General features: G+C 64.7%; 20 protein-coding genes. 9 read left to right on the forward strand and 11 right to left on the reverse strand.

Annotated features, from left to right (window positions below):
- The first annotated feature begins 10 nt into the window (after positions 1-10).
- Positions 11-1975: a transglycosylase SLT domain-containing protein gene (locus tag J7392_RS05995; protein ID WP_209216661.1), complete on the forward strand. Its 1965-nt coding sequence runs from the start codon at positions 11-13 to the stop codon at positions 1973-1975.
- On the opposite strand, the gene J7392_RS06000 is transcribed toward J7392_RS05995, so the two are convergent.
- Both J7392_RS06000 and mnmD read right to left on the reverse strand, forming a co-directional pair.
- A complete protein-coding gene (locus J7392_RS06000; protein ID WP_209216663.1) occupies positions 1940-2818 on the reverse strand; it encodes a DMT family transporter in 879 nt (292 codons plus the stop codon). The two genes, J7392_RS05995 and J7392_RS06000, sit on opposite strands and share 36 nt — an antisense overlap.
- On the reverse strand, positions 2815-3489 hold the full coding sequence (gene mnmD, locus J7392_RS06005) for a tRNA (5-methylaminomethyl-2-thiouridine)(34)-methyltransferase MnmD (protein ID WP_209216665.1): 675 nt from the start codon (positions 3487-3489) through the stop codon (positions 2815-2817). The genes J7392_RS06000 and mnmD overlap by 4 nt, the downstream gene beginning before the upstream one ends.
- A 57-nt stretch (positions 3490-3546) precedes the next feature.
- Between mnmD and J7392_RS06010 the strand changes: the two genes are divergently transcribed.
- Positions 3547-4584, forward strand: a complete 1038-nt coding sequence (locus tag J7392_RS06010; protein ID WP_209216667.1) for an FAD-binding oxidoreductase — start codon at positions 3547-3549, stop codon at positions 4582-4584.
- A 57-nt stretch (positions 4585-4641) separates the two neighbouring features.
- Here J7392_RS06010 and J7392_RS06015 read toward each other — a convergent pair whose 3' ends face one another.
- Positions 4642-5298 (reverse strand): OmpA family protein, encoded by a 657-nt coding sequence (locus tag J7392_RS06015; protein WP_209216668.1) that lies wholly within the window; start codon positions 5296-5298, stop codon positions 4642-4644.
- Between the two features lie 98 nt (positions 5299-5396).
- On the reverse strand, positions 5397-6299 hold the full coding sequence (locus J7392_RS06020) for a bifunctional helix-turn-helix domain-containing protein/methylated-DNA--[protein]-cysteine S-methyltransferase (protein WP_209216669.1): 903 nt from the start codon (positions 6297-6299) through the stop codon (positions 5397-5399).
- Positions 6300-6410: 111 nt separating this feature from the next.
- Here J7392_RS06020 and nth point away from each other — a divergent pair, with 111 nt between their 5' ends.
- Genes nth through J7392_RS06035 form a run of 3 tightly spaced genes read left to right on the forward strand, consistent with a single transcriptional unit; the run spans position 6411 to position 8637 of the window.
- A complete protein-coding gene (nth, locus tag J7392_RS06025; RefSeq protein WP_209216671.1) occupies positions 6411-7055 on the forward strand; it encodes an endonuclease III in 645 nt (214 codons plus the stop codon).
- Complete coding sequence (locus J7392_RS06030) at positions 7052-8041, forward strand: adenosine kinase (protein ID WP_209216673.1); 990 nt, start codon at positions 7052-7054, stop codon at positions 8039-8041. Before nth ends, J7392_RS06030 begins: the two co-directional genes overlap by 4 nt.
- A gap of 2 nt (positions 8042-8043) precedes the next feature.
- Positions 8044-8637 (forward strand): GNAT family N-acetyltransferase, encoded by a 594-nt coding sequence (locus tag J7392_RS06035; RefSeq protein ID WP_209216675.1) that lies wholly within the window; start codon positions 8044-8046, stop codon positions 8635-8637.
- 13 nt (positions 8638-8650) lie between these two features.
- Here the strand turns inward: J7392_RS06035 and J7392_RS06040 are convergent, their stop codons facing one another.
- Genes J7392_RS06040 through J7392_RS06050 form a run of 3 tightly spaced genes read right to left on the reverse strand, consistent with a single transcriptional unit; the run spans position 8651 to position 10082 of the window.
- Positions 8651-9133: a hypothetical protein gene (locus J7392_RS06040; RefSeq protein WP_209216676.1), complete on the reverse strand. Its 483-nt coding sequence runs from the start codon at positions 9131-9133 to the stop codon at positions 8651-8653.
- Complete coding sequence (locus J7392_RS06045; RefSeq protein WP_209216678.1) at positions 9130-9612, reverse strand: RNA pyrophosphohydrolase; 483 nt, start codon at positions 9610-9612, stop codon at positions 9130-9132. Before J7392_RS06045 ends, J7392_RS06040 begins: the two co-directional genes overlap by 4 nt.
- Positions 9609-10082 (reverse strand): GNAT family N-acetyltransferase, encoded by a 474-nt coding sequence (locus tag J7392_RS06050; RefSeq protein WP_209216680.1) that lies wholly within the window; start codon positions 10080-10082, stop codon positions 9609-9611. Before J7392_RS06050 ends, J7392_RS06045 begins: the two co-directional genes overlap by 4 nt.
- Before the next feature lie 116 nt (positions 10083-10198).
- Between J7392_RS06050 and J7392_RS06055 the strand changes: the two genes are divergently transcribed.
- From J7392_RS06055 to zapE, 4 genes are all read left to right on the forward strand, one after another.
- Complete coding sequence (locus tag J7392_RS06055; protein WP_209216682.1) at positions 10199-12226, forward strand: NADPH-dependent 2,4-dienoyl-CoA reductase; 2028 nt, start codon at positions 10199-10201, stop codon at positions 12224-12226.
- Positions 12227-12302: 76 nt separating this feature from the next.
- On the forward strand, positions 12303-13244 hold the full coding sequence (locus tag J7392_RS06060) for a zinc transporter ZntB (protein ID WP_209216684.1): 942 nt from the start codon (positions 12303-12305) through the stop codon (positions 13242-13244).
- 144 nt (positions 13245-13388) lie between these two features.
- Positions 13389-14294, forward strand: coding sequence for a LysR family transcriptional regulator (locus tag J7392_RS06065; RefSeq protein WP_067261147.1), 906 nt, complete (start codon positions 13389-13391; stop codon positions 14292-14294).
- Between the two features lie 230 nt (positions 14295-14524).
- Positions 14525-15583 (forward strand): cell division protein ZapE, encoded by a 1059-nt coding sequence (gene zapE / locus J7392_RS06070; RefSeq protein ID WP_209216686.1) that lies wholly within the window; start codon positions 14525-14527, stop codon positions 15581-15583.
- 18 nt (positions 15584-15601) lie between these two features.
- Here zapE and J7392_RS06075 read toward each other — a convergent pair whose 3' ends face one another.
- The 4 genes from J7392_RS06075 to J7392_RS06090 all read right to left on the reverse strand — a co-directional run bounded on the left by J7392_RS06075 (position 15602) and on the right by J7392_RS06090 (position 19067).
- Entirely contained in the window at positions 15602-15787 is a 186-nt protein-coding gene (locus tag J7392_RS06075) for a hypothetical protein (protein WP_168612943.1), read from the reverse strand.
- 96 nt (positions 15788-15883) lie between these two features.
- A complete protein-coding gene (locus J7392_RS06080) occupies positions 15884-17155 on the reverse strand; it encodes a folylpolyglutamate synthase/dihydrofolate synthase family protein (protein WP_209216688.1) in 1272 nt (423 codons plus the stop codon).
- Positions 17152-18111, reverse strand: coding sequence for an acetyl-CoA carboxylase, carboxyltransferase subunit beta (gene accD / locus J7392_RS06085; RefSeq protein WP_209216690.1), 960 nt, complete (start codon positions 18109-18111; stop codon positions 17152-17154). The genes J7392_RS06080 and accD overlap by 4 nt, the downstream gene beginning before the upstream one ends.
- Before the next feature lie 56 nt (positions 18112-18167).
- Positions 18168-19067 (reverse strand): CPBP family intramembrane glutamic endopeptidase, encoded by a 900-nt coding sequence (locus J7392_RS06090; RefSeq protein WP_209216692.1) that lies wholly within the window; start codon positions 19065-19067, stop codon positions 18168-18170.
- Between the last annotated feature and the right edge of the window lie 97 nt (positions 19068-19164).

Raw genomic sequence — 19164 nt, forward strand, 5'->3', positions numbered from 1 at the left:
GACGTAGGAAATGCAAGCGATGACGCGCCTGATGGCGATCCTCATGAGTGTTTTTGTCCTGACCGTGCCTGCGGAGGCGCAGCGGCCACGGCCTTTGGGCTGGGCGATGGATGCGATGCGCAGCGGCAATTGGGACGCCGCCGCAGCACTGGCCGCCCGTGATGGGCAGGTCGCCGCAGATGTGATCGAATGGCACCGGCTGCGCGCCGGGCGCGGCACCTATGCCGACACGCGCGACTTCCTGAACCGCAGACCCGACTGGCCCGGTGAGGCATATTTGCGCCGGCAGAGCGAAGCGGCGGTCATCAAACAGGGTGAGAGCGAGATACTGGATTTCTTCTCGGCCATGGCCCCGCAGACCCCACGCGGCGTGCTGGCCCATGCCGAGGCGCTGATCAACAGCGGCCAGCGCGGTGAGGCCGAGGCGAACCTCGTTCTGGCGTGGCGCACCATGCCGATGAACGCCAGCAGTCAGGCGCTATTTGTCGAGGCGCATGGCAGCCTTCTGGCCTCCCATCACGCGGCACGGCTGGAAGAGATGCTCTGGCAGCGCGAACATTCCGAAGCGCGGCAGATGTTCGATCTGGTCTCAAGCGCCGACAGGGCGCTGGCGGAAACCCGTATCGCCCTGCAAAAGCTGGAAAGCGACGTGAACGCCAAGATCGACGCGCTCCCCTCCTCCAAATCCGATGCGCCGGGGCTGGCGCATGACCGCTTTGAATGGCGTATCCGCAAGGGTCTACGGGAGGATGCCAAGGATTTGATGCTGGCGCGCTCGACCTCGGCTGAGGCCCTGGGCCAGCCCCCCAAATGGGCCAACCGCCGTCGCGCCTTGGCGCGGGATGAAATGCGCAATGGCGATGCGCAAAGGGCCTACCGACTGGCGTCGCAGCATTTTCTGACCGATGGCTCGAACTATGCCGATCTCGAATGGCTTTCGGGCTATATCGCGTTGCGGTTCTTGGACGATCCCACCACCGCTCTGGGCCATTTCCAGAACCACGACAACGCCGTGGAATCCCCCATCAGCCAAGGCCGCGCGGGCTATTGGCAAGGCCGCGCGTTAGAGGCGATGGGCGATGCGGAAGGCGCGGCGAAAGCCTATGCCATGGGGGCGAAGTACCAAACCTCCTTCTACGGGCTGCTGGCCGCCGAACGGGGCGGCCTCCCCTTTGACGAAAAGCTCGCAGGCGCGGCACCTGAGCAAGACTGGCGCAGCTCTCCGCTGGCCCGTGCGCCGCTGTTCGAGGCCGGGTTGCTGCTGCAAGCCTCGGGCGAGCTGTCCACCGCCGAACGGTTCTGGACCCATTTGGCCGAGCAGCTCGTCCCCGAAGACATCGCCCTGCTGGGGCAAGCCGCGATCGACGTGGGCCAGCCGCATATCGCGGTGATGATCGGCAAACGCGCCGCGCAGCGGGGGCTGGAGGTGCCCGCCCCCTATTACGCGCTGCACAGTCTGGTGGAAAAAGACCTGCCGATGGCGACCGAGATGACCCTCGCCATCGCGCGGCGTGAAAGCGAATTTGATCCCAATGTGCAAAGCGGCGTCGGCGCGCGGGGCTTAATGCAGATCATGCCCGCCACGGCGCGGGACGTGGCGCGCGATCTGGGCATCTCAGGCCAGCACACGACGGACCGGCTGACCGCCGACCCCGATTACAACGCGCGGCTTGGCGCGACCTATCTGTCGCAGATGGCCGGACTTTTCGACGGCAATGTCTCCATGATGTCGGCGGCCTATAACGCAGGCCCCAGCCGCCCGCGGCGCTGGATGGCGACCTATGGCGACCCGCGCAAGCGTGAGATCGACATCGTCGATTGGATCGAGATGATCCCCTTTCGTGAGACGCAGAACTACGTCATGCGGGTGACCGAAAGCCTGCCCGTCTATCGCGCCCGTCTGGGAAAAGACCCGCTGCCGATCCCCTTTAGCAAAGAGTTAACCGGGGCGACGTTGAAGGCGTTCGCGCCATAGGGTGAACAGCCCCGCCGCCACGATCATGCCCGCGCCCAACACCACACTGGGGCGCAGCACTTCGTTAAAGACAGACAGGCCGATGATCACGGTAAAGATCAACTGCGTATAGGCGAAGGGCTGCACCGCGCTTGCCTCGGCCACCTCGTAGCAACGGATCAGCAGCCAATGGCCCGTGACCCCGGTGATGCAAAGCGTGCCCATCAGCAGCCAGTTGCCCGGCGTCATCGGCTCCCAAAACCAGATGCCGACCGCCGTCATGACCGCCGCGCCGGTGACGCCCGTCCAGAAAAAGCTCGTCGCCGTGTTATCGCGCCGCGCGACATAGCGGGTCAGCAGCCCGTAGACCGCAAACATCGCCGCCCCTGCCAGCGGGATCGCGGCGGCCGGATCCACCACGCGAAGCCCGGGTTGCAAGATCACCAGCACCCCGACAAAGCCCACACCAATCGCGGCCCACCGCCGCCAGCCGACTTTCTCACCCAAGATCGGACCGGAGAGCGCCGCCACCAAAAGCGGGTAGCAGGTAAAGACCGCATGGCTCTCCACCAAGCCCAGAATGGTGAAGCCCAGTACCATCGTGCAAATCTGCGCCGAGAGCAGCACGCCCCGCAGGATTTGCACCGCAGGCTGTGTCGTGGCGGCGGCGCGGCGGATGCCGCCCGCCTTGCGCAATGCCAGCGCGATCACGAAGGCCGCGAAAAACCAATAGCGGATCATCACCACCATCAGCACGTTGTAATTCTCGGCCAGATGGCGTGACAGCCCGTCCTGAACGGCGAAGACCATCGTCGTGGCGATCATCAGCATGATGCCGAGCGGGATGTTGTTGGACTGGCTCATGCGGGCATCCGTGCGCGGGTCATATGGCGTTTGCGGCCATAGCCGGGGATGCGGGCAACCTCGAAACCGCCCGCGGAGAGGGCACGGCGCACGAAGCCCGCGGCGGTATAGGTCGCAGCACTGCCGCCCGGTGCGGTATGGCGTGCCACCTCGGCCATCAGATCATCGCCCCAAAGCTCGGGGTTCTTGGCCGGTGAGAACCCATCAAGGAACCAAGCATCGACCTGACCCTGCCATGCGGGCAGGGTTTCGCGCGCGTCCCCAATGATGATCTCGGCCCGCAGGCCGGGCAGTTCCAACACGCCACCCGCGCCATCCCACGCCGCTGTCAGCGCATCGCGCCGCCCGTCGAGCGCGGGAAAGGCCGCATGGGCCTGCGCCATATCCTCAGGCCGCATCGGGTAGGCTTCGAAACTGGTGAAATGCAGCGGCCCGTCATGGCCCGCCCGCATCCAAGCATCCCAAGCCAGCAACAGGTTCAGCCCGGTGCCAAAGCCAAGTTCAGCGATGTGAAAGCCGGGGCGGAACCTCTCGGGCAGGTCATTGCCCGCCAGAAAGACATAGGCCGTCTCAGCCGCGCCATCTTCCAAGCTGAAGTAGGGGTCATCGAACTGGGTCGAAACGGGCACTTGGCCCGCGCGCCACGTGATCTGGGCATTCTGGTCTGGCACGGCACGTCCTGCTAGAGGGGGAAGAAGTCGCGCAGACACTGCGCAAGCTGGCGGGGAATGGCAATGGTGGATGTAACCGTAAGAGGGGCCGGGATTTTTGGCCTGTCGGTGGCTTGGGCCTGCGTCCGGCGCGGGGCGACGGTGCGCGTAGTCGATCCGTCAGGACCGGCGGCGGGGGCTTCGGGCGGGATCGTGGGCGCGCTGGCGCCGCATGTGCCGGAGAATTGGAACGCCAAGAAAGCCTTTCAGCTTGAGAGCCTGCTCAGCGCCGAAGCCTTCTGGGCCGAGGTCGAGGCCGAGGGCGGTCGCGCGTCCGGCTATATCCGCAGCGGGCGCTTGCAGCCGGTCGCGGATGACGCGGCCCTCGCGCTGGCGCGGCAGCGGCAGGACACGGCAGCCGAACTTTGGCAAGGCCGCGCCCGGTGGGAGTTGATCCGGGCCGAGAGCAGCGATTGGGCCCCGCAGAGCCCGACGGGCTGGCTGATCCACGACACCCTCAGCGCCCTCGTCCACCCGCGCCACGCCTGTGCCGCCCTCATCGCGGCGCTGGCGGCCAAAGGCGTTGAGATCGTGGCCGAAGCGCCCGATATGGGCCTGACCCTCTGGGCCACTGGGGTCGCGGGGCTGGAGGCGCTGAATGCGGGCCATCCGCGTTTGGTTGGCGCGGGCATCAAAGGGCAGGCCGCGCTCCTGCGGTTGGACCGGGGCGGCGCAGCGCAGCTTTTTGCCGATGGGGTCCATGTGATCCCGCATCTGGATGGCACGGTGGCTGTGGGCGGCACCACTGAGCGAGAATATGACAGCCCTGACGGCACCGATGCGCAGCTCGACGCGGTGATCGCCAAGGCCCGCGCGGCGGTGCCCGCATTGCAAAACGCGCCGGTCGTCGAACGCTGGGCCGGGCTGCGCCCGCGCAGCCGCAGCCGTGCGCCGATGCTGGGGCCGTGGCCGGGCAAGCCGGGGCATTACATCGCCAACGGCGGCTTTAAAATCGGCTTCGGCATGGCCCCGAAAGTGGCAGAGGTGATGGCCGATCTTCTGCTCGAAGGCCGCGATGCCATCCCCGCGGGTTTCAGGGTCGAGGACAACCTCTAGGCCAACAAAAAAACCCCGGCCACTGGCCGGGGTTCTCTGTCACTCTCAAGGTGCAGTTTAGCGCGCGTTGGGCAGGATCACGATCTCGACCCGGCGGTTCTGCGCCTTGCCAGCGGCGCTCAGGTTGCTTGCCACAGGCTGGCTTTCGCCACGGCCGAATGTCTGCAAACGCTGCTGTGGCACGCCGTTGGACAGAAGGATGTTACCCACGGCCTGCGCGCGACGCTCGGAAAGCTGCTGGTTATAGGCCGCTTCGCCATCGCTGTCGGTGTGGCCCACGACTTGCAGGGTGGAGTTCTGATAGATGTTTACGTTCTGCGCCAGCGCGGCCAGATCGTCACGCAGGGCGGGCGATACGTTGGTGCTGTCGGTCGCAAAGAGGATGTCTTGCGGCAGTGTCACGATCAGACGGTCGCCGGTGTTGGTGATCACCACGCGGCTGTCCATCGCGGCGCGCAACTCGGCCTCTTGCTTGTCCAGCGAATAGCCGACGCCCGCGCCGATCGTGCCGCCGATCAAAGCGCCTTTCAGCGCGCCTTTGCCGTCGCCTTCGGAAATCGCACCGGCAAGGGCCCCGACGCCCGCACCGATCAAAGCGCCGTTCTTGGTCCGCTGGTTGGGATCGCCATTGCCCGGCTGCATCGGCTGCGTACAGGCACCCAGTGTCATCGCGCCAGCCAGAGCGGCGGCCAAAGTCATCTTCGAAGAAATCATGTCTACTGCCTTCATGTTTGCGGCCCCGTTCGGGCGGGGCATCTTGACGTGAACGCAATATAGGCACGCAAAGTTCCCAAAAACATTACATATAACCGCTATTCGGCAGAAACCCGCCCAGAGGGGGCTGTTTGCGCTTCTGCCCGTGCCGCCTCGAAGGCGAGCATTGCGCGTTTCACCGGCAGCCCCCAGTGGTAGCCGCCCAAGCCCCCGCTTTTGCGCAACGCCCGGTGGCAGGGGATCAGCCAACTCACCGGATTGCGCCCTACTGCCGTGCCCACGGCACGCACGGCGCGGGGGCTGCCGATGCGCTGCGCGATTTCGGAATAGGTGGTCACCTGCCCCGAGGGGATGCTCAGCAGCGCCTCCCAGACCTTGATCTGAAAGGGCGCACCGATAAGGTAGAGCGGCGCTTTGGCCTCGGGGTCCTTCCGCCGCCCAAAGGCCGCGTCAACCCATGCCTGCAACCGCGCGGGGGCCTCCACGAAATCGGCGAGCGGCCAGCGGCTGCAAAGATCCGCCATCGCCGCATCCTCTCCCACTTCCGACGACAGCGCCAAGCCGCAGATGCCCTTGTTGGTGCCCATCACCAGCGTCGGGCCGAAGGGGCTGTCGAACCAACCCCAGTAGATCGTCAGCCCCGCGCCCTTACGGGCGAACTCACCGGGGCTCATCGCCTCCCAGCGCAGGAAAAGGTCATGCAACCGCCCGCTGCCCGACAGCCCCAATTCATGCGCCGCCGCCAATGTGGTGAAGTGATCGCGCAGCATGACCTTGGCCTGATCCAGCATCAGATACTGCTGGTATCGCTTGGGCGAGACCCCCACCCAGCGCGAGAACAACCGCTGGAAATGCGCGGCGGACATGCCCATCTCACCCGCGATCCAATCGAGTTGCTTGGGGTCCTCGGCCTCGTCGATCAGGGCGATGGCGCGGCGCATCACCTGATAGTGGTACCCCTGATCTTCGGGCGCGGGAGAGAGCTGTGCGATCTGTGTCATGCCGCAAGATTAGCCGCGCCCCTGCCCCCGTGCGACCCGTTTCTTGCGCCATCGCACCCCAAGCGCCGCCCCCGCTTGCCCTGCCGCGCCATTCATCGCATACCCTGGGCCATGGCCCGCCAACTTGATTATCATACCATCCGCGAGATCTTCGCCCGCTTCCAACAGGCAGAGCCTGAGCCCGAGGGCGAGTTGGAGCATGTGAATGTCTATACGCTCGTGGTGGCCGTGGCGCTGAGCGCGCAATCGACAGACGCGGGCGTCAATAAGGCGACGCGCGAGCTGTTCAAGATCGCCGACACGCCGCAAAAGATGCTCGATCTGGGGCTTGAGGGGCTGATCGACCATATCAAGACCATCGGCCTCTACCGTCAGAAGGCCAAGAACGTCATCAAGCTAAGCCAAATCCTTGTCGACGATTACGACGGCGAGGTGCCCAATTCCCGCGCCGCGCTGCAATCGCTGCCGGGTGTCGGGCGCAAGACCGCGAATGTGGTGCTCAATATGTGGTGGGGCCAGCCCGCGCAGGCGGTGGACACGCATATCTTCCGCGTCGGCAACCGCACCGGGATCGCACCGGGCAAGACGGTTGACGCGGTCGAGCGCGCTATCGAGGACAACATTCCCGCCGATTTCCAGCGCCATGCCCATCACTGGCTGATCCTGCATGGCCGCTATCACTGCAAAGCCCGCAAACCCCTGTGCCGCACCTGCATCATCCGTGACCTGTGCCAATACGAGGACAAGACAGAATGACCCAATACGAAGTGGTTGGCATCGGCAACGCCGTCGTCGACGTGATCTCCCATGCCGATGACAACTTCCTTGCCGACAACGGCATCGAAAAAGGCATCATGCAGTTGATCGAACGTGAACGCGCTGAAGACCTCTATGGCGCGATGCAAGACCGGGTGCAGACGCCGGGCGGCTCGGTCGCCAATACCGTCGCGGGCGCGGGCGCGCTGGGCCTCAAGACAGCCTTTATCGGGCGGGTGCGCGATGATGAGTTGGGCCAGTTCTATGCCAAGGCGATGACCGATATCGGGATCGATTTCGTCAACGCCCCCGTGGCGGAGGGCGAGAACCCAACCTCGCGTTGCATGATCTTCGTCACCCCCGATGGGGAGCGGTCGCTGAACACCTACCTCGGCATCTCAACCGGGCTGACCTCGGCCGATGTGCCGCAGGCGGTGACGGAGAAGGCCAAGCTGATGTTCCTCGAAGGCTACCTCTTTGACCATGAGGCGGGCAAAACCGCCTTTCGCGAGGCCGCTCGGGCCGCGACGGCGGGCGGCGGCATGGCGGGCATCGCCATCTCCGATCCCTTCTGCGTGGAGCGCCACCGCGACGACTTCCTCGCGCTGATCGAAAACGATCTGGGCTATGTCATCGGCAATGTGGCCGAGATTCGCGCCCTTTGGGAAACCGACGACACCGAAGCCGCACTGGCCAAAACCGCCGAGATTTGCCCGCTGGTGGTCTGCACCCGCTCGGGCGACGGGGTCACATTGGTCCGGGGCGCGGAACGGGTCGACGTGCCGGTCGAAAAGGTCGTGCCGGTGGATGCCACGGGCGCGGGCGATCAATTCGCGGCGGGCTTCCTCTATGGTCTTGCCACGGGCCGCGATCTTGAGACCTGTGGTCGCATGGGCAACATCTGCGCGGGCGAGGTGATCCGCCACATCGGCCCCCGCCCCCAGACTGACATCATGGCCCTGTTCAAGGCCGAAGGGCTGGTCTGACCATGATCGAGAACGGATTCCACGATGTCCCCCCCGGCAAACTCGCCGTGGTGGTGACCCATCTTGAGATGGACGCCAAACCCAGCCTGCGGGAGGTGCCCCTGCCCGAGGGTGTCACCTTTCGGAAGGTCACACCGACGCCCGACTGGTTTCGGGACATTTTCCGGCGCGTCGGGATGGATTGGCTCTGGTACGGGCGGCTCAAATTGGATGACGCGGCCCTCTCTGCGCTGCTGCAAGACCCGGCGCGGGACTTTTATACGCTGACCCGCGATGGCAAGGACGTGGCGCTGCTTGAGTTGAACTTCCCCGAAGATGGCAGCTGCGAGTTGGCCTATTTCGGGCTGACCTCTGCGCTGATCGGCAGTGGATCAGGGCGGTATTTGATGAACCAAGCGATCACCCTGGCTTGGGAACAGCCGATCACCCGGCTGCACCTGCACACCTGCACCAACGACAGCCCACAGGCGCTTGGCTTTTATGTGCGGTCAGGCTTCATCCCGGTGCGCCGCCAGGTCGAGATCGACGACGATCCGCGTCTCACAGGGCTGCTGCCGCGCGATGCGGCACCGCAAGTGCCGCTTATCGAGGCATAAGACTGCCGCCGGATCACCGAACCGGCGTGCACTCCGCCCCGTGGAAACAGGCGATTACTTTATCGACCATGGCAGGCTTCGGAGAGCCGAAGAGGTCGCCCCCGCAGGGGTTGCTTTCCAGCGCATAGGCCCCATCCGGTTTGCGTTCGAGGAAGGCTAGGACATCCCCCTCTTCGGCAGAGCCGCACCACGGGCCGAAACACTGAACGTTGAGCGTGAGGGGCTGGTCAAAGGGCACGTCAAAGCCCCCTTTCGACAGCGCCTTGCCGCTGATCTGCGCCCGGATCGGCGTCTCTTCGGGCGGGTTGATCCCGATGGTGCCACCCTTCGGCAGGGCGCTGGCGTCAAAGGTCAGACGCCCCTGCACCACGACATAACTTTCCTCGGCCTTGGCCGCGCGTTGATAGGTCGCCTCGACCGAATGGGGCAGGCAACTGAGCGCAAGCGCGGGCAGCGGGGCCAAAGTGGCGAGGGCGCAGGCGATGATCCGTGTCATAACTTCTCCTCAAACTCTTCAAGAACCGCCGCATAGACCGCACGTTTGAACGGCACGATATTCGCGACCAGCTGATCCGCGGGCATCCAGCGCCATTCCGAGAATTCAGGCTCAGCCGTCTGGATATTGACCTGATCGTCCCGTCCCAGAAAACGCATGAGGAACCACTTCTGTTCCTGCCCCCGGTAGCGGCCTTTCCAGATGTTGGGCACCAGTTCATGGGGCAGATCATAGGGCAGCCAGCTTGTCGTCTCGGCTTCGATCCGCACCAGATTGCTGGGGATGCCGGTCTCTTCCTCCAATTCACGCAGGGCCGCATCGCGCGCGGCCTCGCCCTTGTCGACCCCGCCTTGGGGCATCTGCCAAGCGTCCTGATCCCGGTCGCGCCGCTGGCCGACAAAGATCTCGCCCTCGGCATTCACCAGCATCACGCCGACGCAAGGGCGGTAGGGCAGTTTGGCAATCTCTTCGGGGGTCATGTCAGTATCTTCTCCATTTCAAAGCGGTCCAGATATTCACCCGACCGTGCGATGCGCTCTGCCGCGATAACACGAAAGCCCATAGCCTCAAAGGCGGGCCGCGCCATCACGCTGGCATGGGTGTGCAACCGGCTCTCGCCCGCTGTGATCGCTGCCTGTTCGACCCGCCCATAAAGCGCGCGAAAGATACCCTGCCCCTGCGCCGCCGCGGCGATGAAAGCCAGATCGATATAGCCCCGCTCCCGCGTCATGAAACCGATCACCTGCCCCGCCCGTTCGGCCAGCACCACCTGCTGCCCGCCCAACTTGGCCGACCACTGCGGCCCCCGTGGTGGAGCGGGGAGCCACGCGGCACGCTCTGCTGCGCTATAGGCGCTTGTCCCATGGTGGATCGCGTCAAACATCACCCGCCCCAAAGCATCATGATCCGCCATCACCGCATCACGCAACGCCACCTCTGCCCGCACCATCCCGCACCCCGTCTTGACCTGCCGTGAGCCGCGCGGATGACGCGGCGTTTCGCGTGACTTGCCCTGCCGTTTCCGATGGTGTCACAGTGACCCAGCCCACCCAGAAAGGTAAAGCCATGTCCGACTATCCCCACCTGCTTGCCCCGCTCGACCTTGGTTTCACCACGCTGAAGAACCGGCTGTTGATGGGCTCGATGCACACCGGGTTGGAGGAGACGGGCGACTGGAACCGCGTGGCGGAGTTCTATGCGGCACGGGCGCGGGGCGATGTGGGGCTGATGGTCACGGGCGGCATCGGGCCGAACAGCGAAGGCGCGGTGGCCCATGGCGCGGCGATGATGGTCAGCCAGAAGGACGTGGACAACCACAGCATCATCACCCAGCGGGTGCATGAAGCGGGCGGCAAGATCGCCATGCAGATTCTCCACGCGGGCCGCTATGCCTTTACCCCCGAGTGCGTGGCCCCGAGCGCGGTGAAATCCCCGATCTCGATGTTCGCGCCCAAGGAGTTGGACGAGGAAGGCATCGAGAAACAGATCAGCGACATCGCCGCCTGCGCCCTGCGCGCCCGCGAGGCGGGCTATGACGGGGTCGAGATCATGGGCTCCGAGGGGTATTTCCTGAACCAGTTCCTCGTCACCCATACCAACAAGCGCGAAGACCGCTGGGGCGGCTCCTACGAGAACCGCATGCGCCTGCCGCTAGAGGTCGTGCGCCGCGTGCGCGAGACGGTGGGCGAGGATTTCATCCTGATCTACCGCCTGTCGATGATCGACCTCATCCCCAACGGCTCAACCTTTGAGGAGGTCGTGCAACTGGCCCAAGAGGTCGAGAAGGCGGGCGCCAATATCATCAACACCGGCATCGGCTGGCACGAGGCGCGCATCCCCACGATCGCCACCTCGGTGCCGCGCGCGGCCTTTGCATGGGTCACGAAAAAGCTGATGGGCAAGGTGGGCATCCCGCTGATCACCTCGAACCGGATCAACACGCCGGAAGTGGCCGAAGAGGTGCTGGCGGAGGGCTGCGCCGACATGGTCAGCCTCGCGCGTCCGATGCTGGCGGATGCCGATTTCCTCGCCAAGGCGAAGGCCGGTCAGGCCGAGCGCATCGCCCCCTGTATCGCCTGCAACCAAGCCTGCCTCGACCATACCTTCGGCGGCAAGATCTCGACCTGTCTTGTGAATCCGCGGGCCTGTTACGAGACGGAGTTGCGGATCGAACCCGCCGCAAGCCCGAAATCCATCGCCGTGGTCGGCGCCGGGCCTGCCGGCCTCTCGGCTGCCATCACGGCGGCGGAGCGCGGCCACAAGGTGACGCTCATGGACCGCGCAAGCGAGATCGGCGGGCAACTCAACCTCGCCAAACAGGTAGCCGGCAAGGAGGAGTTCTGGGGCCTCGTCGACTGGTACCGCACCATGCTGGACGTGCACGGCGTGACCGTTCAGCTTGAGACCGAAGCCACGAGCGAGGCGCTCTCAGGCTTCGACGAGGTCATCATCGCCACCGGCGTCGTGCCGCGCGACCCGCAGATTCCCGGTCAGAACCGCGACAACGTAGTGAGCTACATCGACGTGCTGAACGGCTCGGCGAAGGTGGGCCAGCGGGTCGCCGTCATCGGCGCAGGCGGCATCGGCTTCGACGTGTCCGAACATCTGGTGCATGACGGCGAGAGCAGCACGATGAACCTGCCCGAATGGATGCGCGAATGGGGCGTCACGGACCCGGGCGAACACCGCAGCGGCCTTGCCCCCGAAGGCCCGCAGCCCCCGGCGCCCGCGCGCCAGATCACCATGCTGCAACGCAAGACCAGCAAGCCCGGCAAGGGTCTGGGCAAGACCACGGGCTGGATTCACCGTGCCTCACTCACCATGCGCGACGTGAAGATGATCGCGGGCGTGAACTACGAACAGATCGAGGACGCGGGCCTGCACATCACCTTCGGCGAGGCGCGCGAGAACCCGACGCTGATCGAGGCCGACACCATCGTGCTCTGCGCCGGGCAATTGTCCGAACGCAGCCTCGCCGATGCGCTGGAGGCGCGGGGGCAGACCTGCCACGTGATCGGCGGCGCGGATGTGGCGGCGGAACTGGACGCGAAACGCGCCATCAACCAAGGCACACGTCTGGCCGCCGGGCTGTAAGTGACGGGCGGGCGCTTGGCCCCCTTGCGCCCCGCCCTAGATCGCCGCAGGATTGCCAAAACGATCCAAGGTCTCCATGCCCCTCTGCGTCTTCGACATCTATGAGGACGGCACCGCGCAGGTGCCTTCCGATGACAACCTCACCGGGCCGGGGCGCTACCGCTGGTGGCACTACGACATGGCCGATCCGGCGCTGGCACCGTGGCTGGCCGAACACCTGCCCGAGATCCCGGCGGGCGCCTTGCTGCAACCCGAAACCCGCCCGCGCTGTGACGAATATGACGACGGGCTGATCCTGAACCTGCGCGGCATCAACCTCAACGAAGGTCAACAGGCCGACCAGATGGTCTCGGTCCGGATGTGGGTGACAGATGCGGTGGTGATCACCGTGCGGATGCGCCGGGTCTTTGCCATAGATGAGCTGCGCGCGCTGGCCGCCGAGAACAACGCGCCACCCCGGCCTTCGGCCTTTGTCGAGGCGCTGGTCTCTCGCCTGACCGCGCGGGTGCAGGTCGAAGTGGCGCGGCTGGCGGATCGGACGGCCTTCTACGAGGCCGATCTAGAGGACCACAGCACCCCGCCACCGAAGGAACTGCCGGTGACCCGCCGCAGCGCGATCCGGCTGGAGCGCTACCTCGCCCCGCAGCGCCATGCGCTGGAGCGGCTAGCCACGCTGAACCTGCCGCTGGTGCCGGACGTGGACGCGATGAAGCTGCGTGAACTGGCCAACCGCACCGCCATCGTGGTCGAGGAATTGGACGCCCTGCAAGAACGCATCGTCACCGTACAGGACGAACACGACAACCAAGTCGCGCAGCGACAGGCGCGGCATGGCTACGTATTGTCCATCGCTGCCGCCGTGTTCCTGCCGCTGGGGTTCCTAACGGGGCTCTTCGGTGTAAACGTCGGTGGGATGCCGGGGGTGGACGATCCGCGCGCCTTCGCGATCCTTTGCCTTGCCATGGTCGGCCTCGCCGCCATCATGCTGGCCGTGCTGAAATGGCTGCGCTGGCTGTGACAGGCGGGGAAACGGATTGTTCTGCCGTTTCCATGCCATGAACGATCCCCGCAAAGACCACGGGACTGTCTTGCCACCGCCCCGATCCTGCCCGAATTGGCGCCCATACCTGACCGCAACAAGATCAATGCGAAGGGACAGGCAATGGACCGCCTTACGGAAATGGAAGCGTTTGCCACTGTGGTGGATCAAGGCGGCTTTACAGATGCTGCCAAGAAGATGGGGATCTCGAAATCCGCCGTTTCAAAGCATGTCTCCTCGCTTGAGGCACGTTTGGGCGCACGATTGCTGAACCGCACCACCCGCCGCGTCTCGCCCACCGAGATTGGCCTTGCCTATTACGACCGCGCCCGCCGGGTGCTGAACGACGCGGGCGAGGCTGATGCCTTGGTCACCTCGATGCAATCCGCGCCCTCGGGGCTGCTGCGGATCTCGGTCGCGACGGACTTTGGGGTGAACCACCTCTCCCCCGCGCTGTCGGAGTTCTTGCAGGACTTCCCCGATATCACCGTGAACATGGTGCTGAACAACCGCTACGTCGAGCTTATCTCGGAAGGCTTCGACATGGCCGTGCGGATCGGGGAGCTGGAAGACAGCACCCTGCGCGCGCGCAAATTGACCGAGACCACCAAACGCATGATCGCCAGCCCGAAGTATTTCGAGCAATACGGGCGGCCGGAAAAGATCGACGATCTGAACAATCACAAGCTGCTGCATTACTCGAACCAGTCTTCGGGCAACGTGTGGAAACTCACCGCCCCCTCGGGCGAGAAGCGGCAGGTGCGCACGGCGGGCTGGCTGTCGGTCAACGACGGGCAGAGCCTTTTGAACGCCGCGATCTCGGGCCTCGGGATCGCCTATCTGCCAAGCTTCCTCTACGCCGAGGCGATGGAGAAAGGTCTCGTCGAAGACGCGATCCCCGATCTGCCGCTGGAGACGCAGGGTATCTATGCCGTCTACCCGCCGGGCCGGTTCACCCAGCCCAAAGTGCGGGCGTTCATCGACTTTCTGGTGCATGAGTTTGCCGAGAAGGGGCCGGCGGACTGGTAAGGGTCGCGATTGCCACTTGGCCCGGAATCAAGCCGTAGGCGCCGGGCCATCGCCTGCCCGCCCCCCGGGTAGGCGATTTAGCGAGGCTTGGCGCGACTTCGCGAACACACACCATGGTTGAGCCATAAAGTGGCAACGCCATACCGTCGGATCGCCGACCCGCGGGCAGGCGATGACCCTTCCACAAGACCACCTTTCCTCTCCCCCACCAGCACGTTATCTCTCCCGCCATGAGCAACATGCGCGAAACCTACGCCCGGCTTGTCGCCGAGGGCAAACTGCAGGCCGACCCGGCCCAAGAAACCGTCATGGCCGAGTTCGACCGCATTCGCGATGCGCTGGCCAACCCGCCGAAGAAAAGCTTTTTCCGCAAAGCCCCAGAGCCCCCCAAGGGCCTGTACCTATGGGGCGGCGTCGGGCGCGGCAAATCCATGCTGATGGACATGTTCGTGGCGCATCTGCCAGACGTGCCTGCGCGGCGCGTGCATTTCCACGCCTTCATGCAGGAAATCCACAACGCCATGCATGAGGTCCGCAAGACCGGCGTGGATGACGCCATTGCGCCCGTGGCCCGCGACGTCGCGGAAAGCGTCCGCCTGCTGGCCTTCGACGAAATGCAGATCACCGACATCACCGACGCGATGATCGTGGGCCGCCTGTTCGAAGCACTCTTCGCCGCGGGCGTCGTGGTGGTCACCACCTCGAACCGCCTGCCTGATGACCTCTACAAAAACGGCATCAACCGCGAGGTTTTCGTGCCCTTCATTGACCTCATCAAAGAGCGGATGGTGGTCCATGAACTGGCCAGCCCGACCGACTACCGTCAAGACCGGCTGGCAGGGTCGCAGGTCTATTTCACCCCCGTCAACGCCGAAAGCCGGGCCGCGATGGACGCGGTCTGGGACGATCTTGCAGGGGCCGAGGGCGAACCGCTGACCCTACACGTCAAGGGCCGCGAAGTGACCATTCCGCAATATCACAACGGCATGGCCCGCGCCGGTTTTCACGCGCTCTGCGGCCAGCCCTTGGGCGCGGCGGATTACCTCGCGCTGGCGCAGGCGGTGCGCGTGCTGCTGCTGGACAACATCCCCTCCCTTGGCCGGTCGAACTTTAACGAGGCCAAGCGTTTCGTCACCCTGATCGACGCGCTTTACGAGGCGAAGGTGCGGCTGATCTGCTCCGCCGCCGCCGCGCCGGAAATGCTCTACCTCGAAGGTGAAGGCACCTTTGAATTCGAGCGTACAGCCTCCCGCCTGCGGGAGATGCAGGGGGAAGACTGGGGGCGCTGACCGCCCCCGACCAACCGATCAGGAATCACTGATAGGCTGCATATGCAGGTCATTGCCCTGCAGGAAAGGGTGGTAAGGCCGTTCGACCTCATAAAGCCACCACAGGCCGCCCGCGATAATTGCGAGACCTACGGCCATGAAGATAAATTGAAATTTCCGTGCATCGTCCTGATCGTGACGCGCGGACCGGCTGAAATTGCGCATGGGGACACCTCGGTCAAATTCGAAAGGGGAGACTTCCGTGGACCAAGATATACCACATCTGCACCTCGCAGCAGCGGTACACCCAAATATGGTTAATCAGACGTTTTCACGCAACACGCTACCGGCAAGGTAGAGCGAGCCGCAGATCAGCACACGCGCATGGGGTTCGCGGGCGATGATCGCCTTGAGCGCCCCGGTGACGGTCTCGGCCTCGGCGGTCTCGAACCCTACATCGCGCGCCACCTTCGCCGTCGTCTCGACAGGCAGGGACGCCGCCTCGCCGGGGATCGACACGGCGGTGAGGCTTGCAGCCTCTGCCGCCAGCGGGCGCAGGTACCCGGCAATGTCCTTTGTGTTCAACATGCCGCAAATCAGATGCGTCGGGCGTTTCGGCAGGGCCGCCAGCGTGGCCGCCAATGCCGCCCCCGCCGCGGGATTATGGCCACCGTCGAGCCACAACTCGCCCTCGGGCGCCATACGGGCAAGCGGCCCGTCTGACAGCCGCTGCATCCGTGCGGGCCACTGCGCCTGCGTCACGGCAGCCTCGCAGGCCTCTGCATCGACGCCAAGTTGGCGCAGCGCGGCCAGCGCGGCCCCGGCGTTCATGATCTGGTGGTCGCCGGGCAGATTGGGGCGCGGCAGATCAAGCAGGCCGCGCTCATCCTGATAGACCATGCGCCCGGCTTCGGGTGCGGCATGCCACTGCTGACCATAGGCCAAGAGCGGTGCCCCGAGTTTCGCGGCGTGGTCTTCGATCACCTCAAGCGCAGGATCTTCCTGCGGGCCGACCACGCAAGGGACAAGCCGCTTGATGATACCCGCCTTTTCGCCCGCGATCTCAGCCAGTGTTTCGCCCAGATATTGCTGGTGGTCGACCGACACCGGGGTGATCACGGTCAGGGCGGGATCGACCACATTCGTCGCGTCGAGCCGTCCGCCAAGCCCCACCTCAAGCAGCGTATAATCGGCAGGCACCCGCGAAAAGGCGAGGATCGCGGCGCAGGTCGTGATCTCAAAATAGGTGATCTCTTCGCCGCCATTGGCAGCATGGCATTCGTCCAGCACGGCGGCGAGGTCCGGCTCCGAGATCAACTCGCCAGCCACCCGAATACGCTCGTGAAACCGCGCCAGATGCGGCGAGGTATAGGCGTGCACCGTCTTTCCCGCCCCCTCCAGGCCTGCGCGGATCATCGCTTGGGTCGAGCCTTTGCCATTGGTGCCCGCGATATGGATCACCGCCGGCAGGTCGTTCTGCGGATTGCCCAAAGCATCAAGCAGCCGCCACATCCGGTCGAGCGTCAGGTCGATGATCTTGGGGTGCAGCGCCATCATCCGTTCAAGGATGACGTCGGATGAAGGCGTGCTCATTTCTTCTCTGGCGTGTCGGCGGGCAGATCCGCTGCGGCCTGAACAGCGGCGGCGGCCTCGGCCACCTCAAGCTCTTCGGGGGCGGGCAGGTCGCCGCGCACGGCAGGGGGCAGGCCCATCAGCATGCGGGTGATGGTGATCAACTCATCGCGCATCTCGGTCCGTTTGGTCACCCGGTCGAGCATCCCGTGGTCGAGCAGGTATTCCGCGCGCTGGAACCCTTCGGGCAGTTTCTCGCGGATGGTCTGTTCGATCACGCGCGGCCCGGCAAAACAGATCAGCGCGTTCGGCTCGGCGATCTGCACATCGCCCAGCATTGCGTAGGACGCGGTGACCCCGCCGGTGGTGGGATGGGTCAGCACGACGATGTAAGGAAGCCCCGCCTCTTTCAGCATTTGCACGGCGACGGTGGTGCGCGGCATCTGCATCAGGCTCAGGATGCCCTCCTGCATGCGCGCGCCACCGGCGGCGGAGAACAGCACCAGCGGGCGCTTCAGCTTCACGGCTTCCTCGGCGGCGGCAATGATCGCATTGCCGACATACATGCCCATCGACCCACCCATGAAGGAAAAGTCCTGCGCGCAGGCGACGATCGGCGTGCGCCCGATCTCGCCGGTCACGACCAGCATCGCCTCATGCTCACCGGTCTGCTTTTGCGCGGCCTTCATCCGGTCGGGATAACGTTTCTGGTCTTTGAAATGCAGCGGGTCGGGCGTGGGCGCCGGGACCTTCACCTCGGTAAAGATGCCACCGTCGAACAGCGCTTTGAAGCGCGCGCGGGGGCTGATGTGCATGTGATGGCCGCAGTTGGTGCAGACGTTCAGATTGTCCGCCAACTCGCGGTGAAACAGCATGGTGCCGCATTCGTTGCACTTGGTCCACAGATTGTCCGGCGTCTCGCGGCGCGAGAAGATCGAGTTGATTCGCGGGCGGACGTAGTTCGTGATCCAGTTCATTGGCAGGCCTCTGCTGTGGTTCCGTCCCAGATAATCCCCGCATGGGGAAATTGCAATCAGCGGCGTATCGCCAGCCGCGCCGCCAGCCATGAGACCAGCATCAAGGCGAAATCAACCGGCAGCCATGAACGCAACGCCGCCGCGTCATCCATCGAAAAGGGCGTGAGATAAAGCGCCAGCCCTGAAAGATCATCCGGCAGAGAGACAATGAGAATGGCCGAGACATTGTTCCACAGATGCACCGCGATGGCGGGCCCAAGCGAGCCGGAGCGCGCGGTGAGGTCCGCCATCAGGATGCCGAAAACCCCGGCCCAAAGCGCCACCATCAGCGCATTTTCCCCCGCCTCGGCAGGCAGGTAATGGCCCGCTGCGAACAGCGCCGACGGCAGCACCATCCAGACCAGCGGCGAGTTGAACCGCGCCGCGAGTTGCTGCTGCACATAGCCGCGAAAGACGATCTCTTCGGCGCTGACCTGCACCAGCACGGCCAGCAGCGACAGCGGCAAAAGCAGCAACCAGCGGCTTAGGGGCAGGTTCGGCGTCAACTCACCGCCCATGTCCCACGGGGGCAGGACCGCCAGTGCGACGCCCAGCAGCAACATCGCCCCCGAAACCGCGCGAAAACTGGGCCAGAGCCGCCCCGGCAGGCCAAAAAGGCTCCCCGCGCTGCGCCGGTGCACGATCCGCACGGTCACGGCGACGGCCATCGCCATGGTGCCAAAGCTGAACAGTAGCAGATACATCGCCTGCGGCGTGGCCCCTTTCAGAAGATCGCCATGCAGCGGGGGGGCCGCCGATCCCGCCAGCCCATAGACCGTTTGAAAGTAAAGCTCGTTCAGCGCGACATAGGCCACCACGGCCACGAACAGCCCCAAGAAAAACCGCCACAGTGCCGAGGTGCTGCGCGCGGGTGCGACAAAGGCCGCATGGGCGCTATAATCGGGCCGCCAGTTCATCAGTGGCGCCGTTCAAATCGGGGGTGGTGCTTGCAGAGCATATGCCGGGCCTTCACGCTTGCGGGCGGGCCGAACCGACCGCGCCAGAAGGTCAGAA

Origin of the sequence: Sulfitobacter sp. R18_1, from assembly GCF_017743915.1 — a bacterium.
GTDB lineage: Bacteria > Pseudomonadota > Alphaproteobacteria > Rhodobacterales > Rhodobacteraceae > Sulfitobacter > Sulfitobacter faviae.

Excerpts from the sequence above, each read along its gene's own strand:
- J7392_RS05995 (WP_209216661.1), top strand. The coding sequence starts at position 11 with ATGCAAGCGATGACGCGCCTGATGGCGATCCTCATGAGTGTTTTTGTC.
- J7392_RS06000 (WP_209216663.1), bottom strand. The coding sequence starts at position 2,818 with ATGAGCCAGTCCAACAACATCCCGCTCGGCATCATGCTGATGATCGCC.
- J7392_RS06010 (WP_209216667.1), top strand. The coding sequence starts at position 3,547 with ATGGCAATGGTGGATGTAACCGTAAGAGGGGCCGGGATTTTTGGCCTG.
- J7392_RS06015 (WP_209216668.1), bottom strand. The coding sequence starts at position 5,298 with ATGATTTCTTCGAAGATGACTTTGGCCGCCGCTCTGGCTGGCGCGATG.
- J7392_RS06020 (WP_209216669.1), bottom strand. The coding sequence starts at position 6,299 with ATGACACAGATCGCACAGCTCTCTCCCGCGCCCGAAGATCAGGGGTAC.
- nth (WP_209216671.1), top strand. The coding sequence starts at position 6,411 with ATGGCCCGCCAACTTGATTATCATACCATCCGCGAGATCTTCGCCCGC.
- J7392_RS06030 (WP_209216673.1), top strand. The coding sequence starts at position 7,052 with ATGACCCAATACGAAGTGGTTGGCATCGGCAACGCCGTCGTCGACGTG.
- J7392_RS06035 (WP_209216675.1), top strand. The coding sequence starts at position 8,044 with ATGATCGAGAACGGATTCCACGATGTCCCCCCCGGCAAACTCGCCGTG.
- J7392_RS06040 (WP_209216676.1), bottom strand. The coding sequence starts at position 9,133 with ATGACACGGATCATCGCCTGCGCCCTCGCCACTTTGGCCCCGCTGCCC.
- J7392_RS06045 (WP_209216678.1), bottom strand. The coding sequence starts at position 9,612 with ATGACCCCCGAAGAGATTGCCAAACTGCCCTACCGCCCTTGCGTCGGC.
- J7392_RS06050 (WP_209216680.1), bottom strand. The coding sequence starts at position 10,082 with ATGGTGCGGGCAGAGGTGGCGTTGCGTGATGCGGTGATGGCGGATCAT.
- J7392_RS06055 (WP_209216682.1), top strand. The coding sequence starts at position 10,199 with ATGTCCGACTATCCCCACCTGCTTGCCCCGCTCGACCTTGGTTTCACC.
- J7392_RS06060 (WP_209216684.1), top strand. The coding sequence starts at position 12,303 with ATGCCCCTCTGCGTCTTCGACATCTATGAGGACGGCACCGCGCAGGTG.
- J7392_RS06065 (WP_067261147.1), top strand. The coding sequence starts at position 13,389 with ATGGACCGCCTTACGGAAATGGAAGCGTTTGCCACTGTGGTGGATCAA.
- zapE (WP_209216686.1), top strand. The coding sequence starts at position 14,525 with ATGAGCAACATGCGCGAAACCTACGCCCGGCTTGTCGCCGAGGGCAAA.
- J7392_RS06075 (WP_168612943.1), bottom strand. The coding sequence starts at position 15,787 with ATGCGCAATTTCAGCCGGTCCGCGCGTCACGATCAGGACGATGCACGG.
- J7392_RS06080 (WP_209216688.1), bottom strand. The coding sequence starts at position 17,155 with ATGAGCACGCCTTCATCCGACGTCATCCTTGAACGGATGATGGCGCTG.
- accD (WP_209216690.1), bottom strand. The coding sequence starts at position 18,111 with ATGAACTGGATCACGAACTACGTCCGCCCGCGAATCAACTCGATCTTC.
- J7392_RS06090 (WP_209216692.1), bottom strand. The coding sequence starts at position 19,067 with ATGAACTGGCGGCCCGATTATAGCGCCCATGCGGCCTTTGTCGCACCC.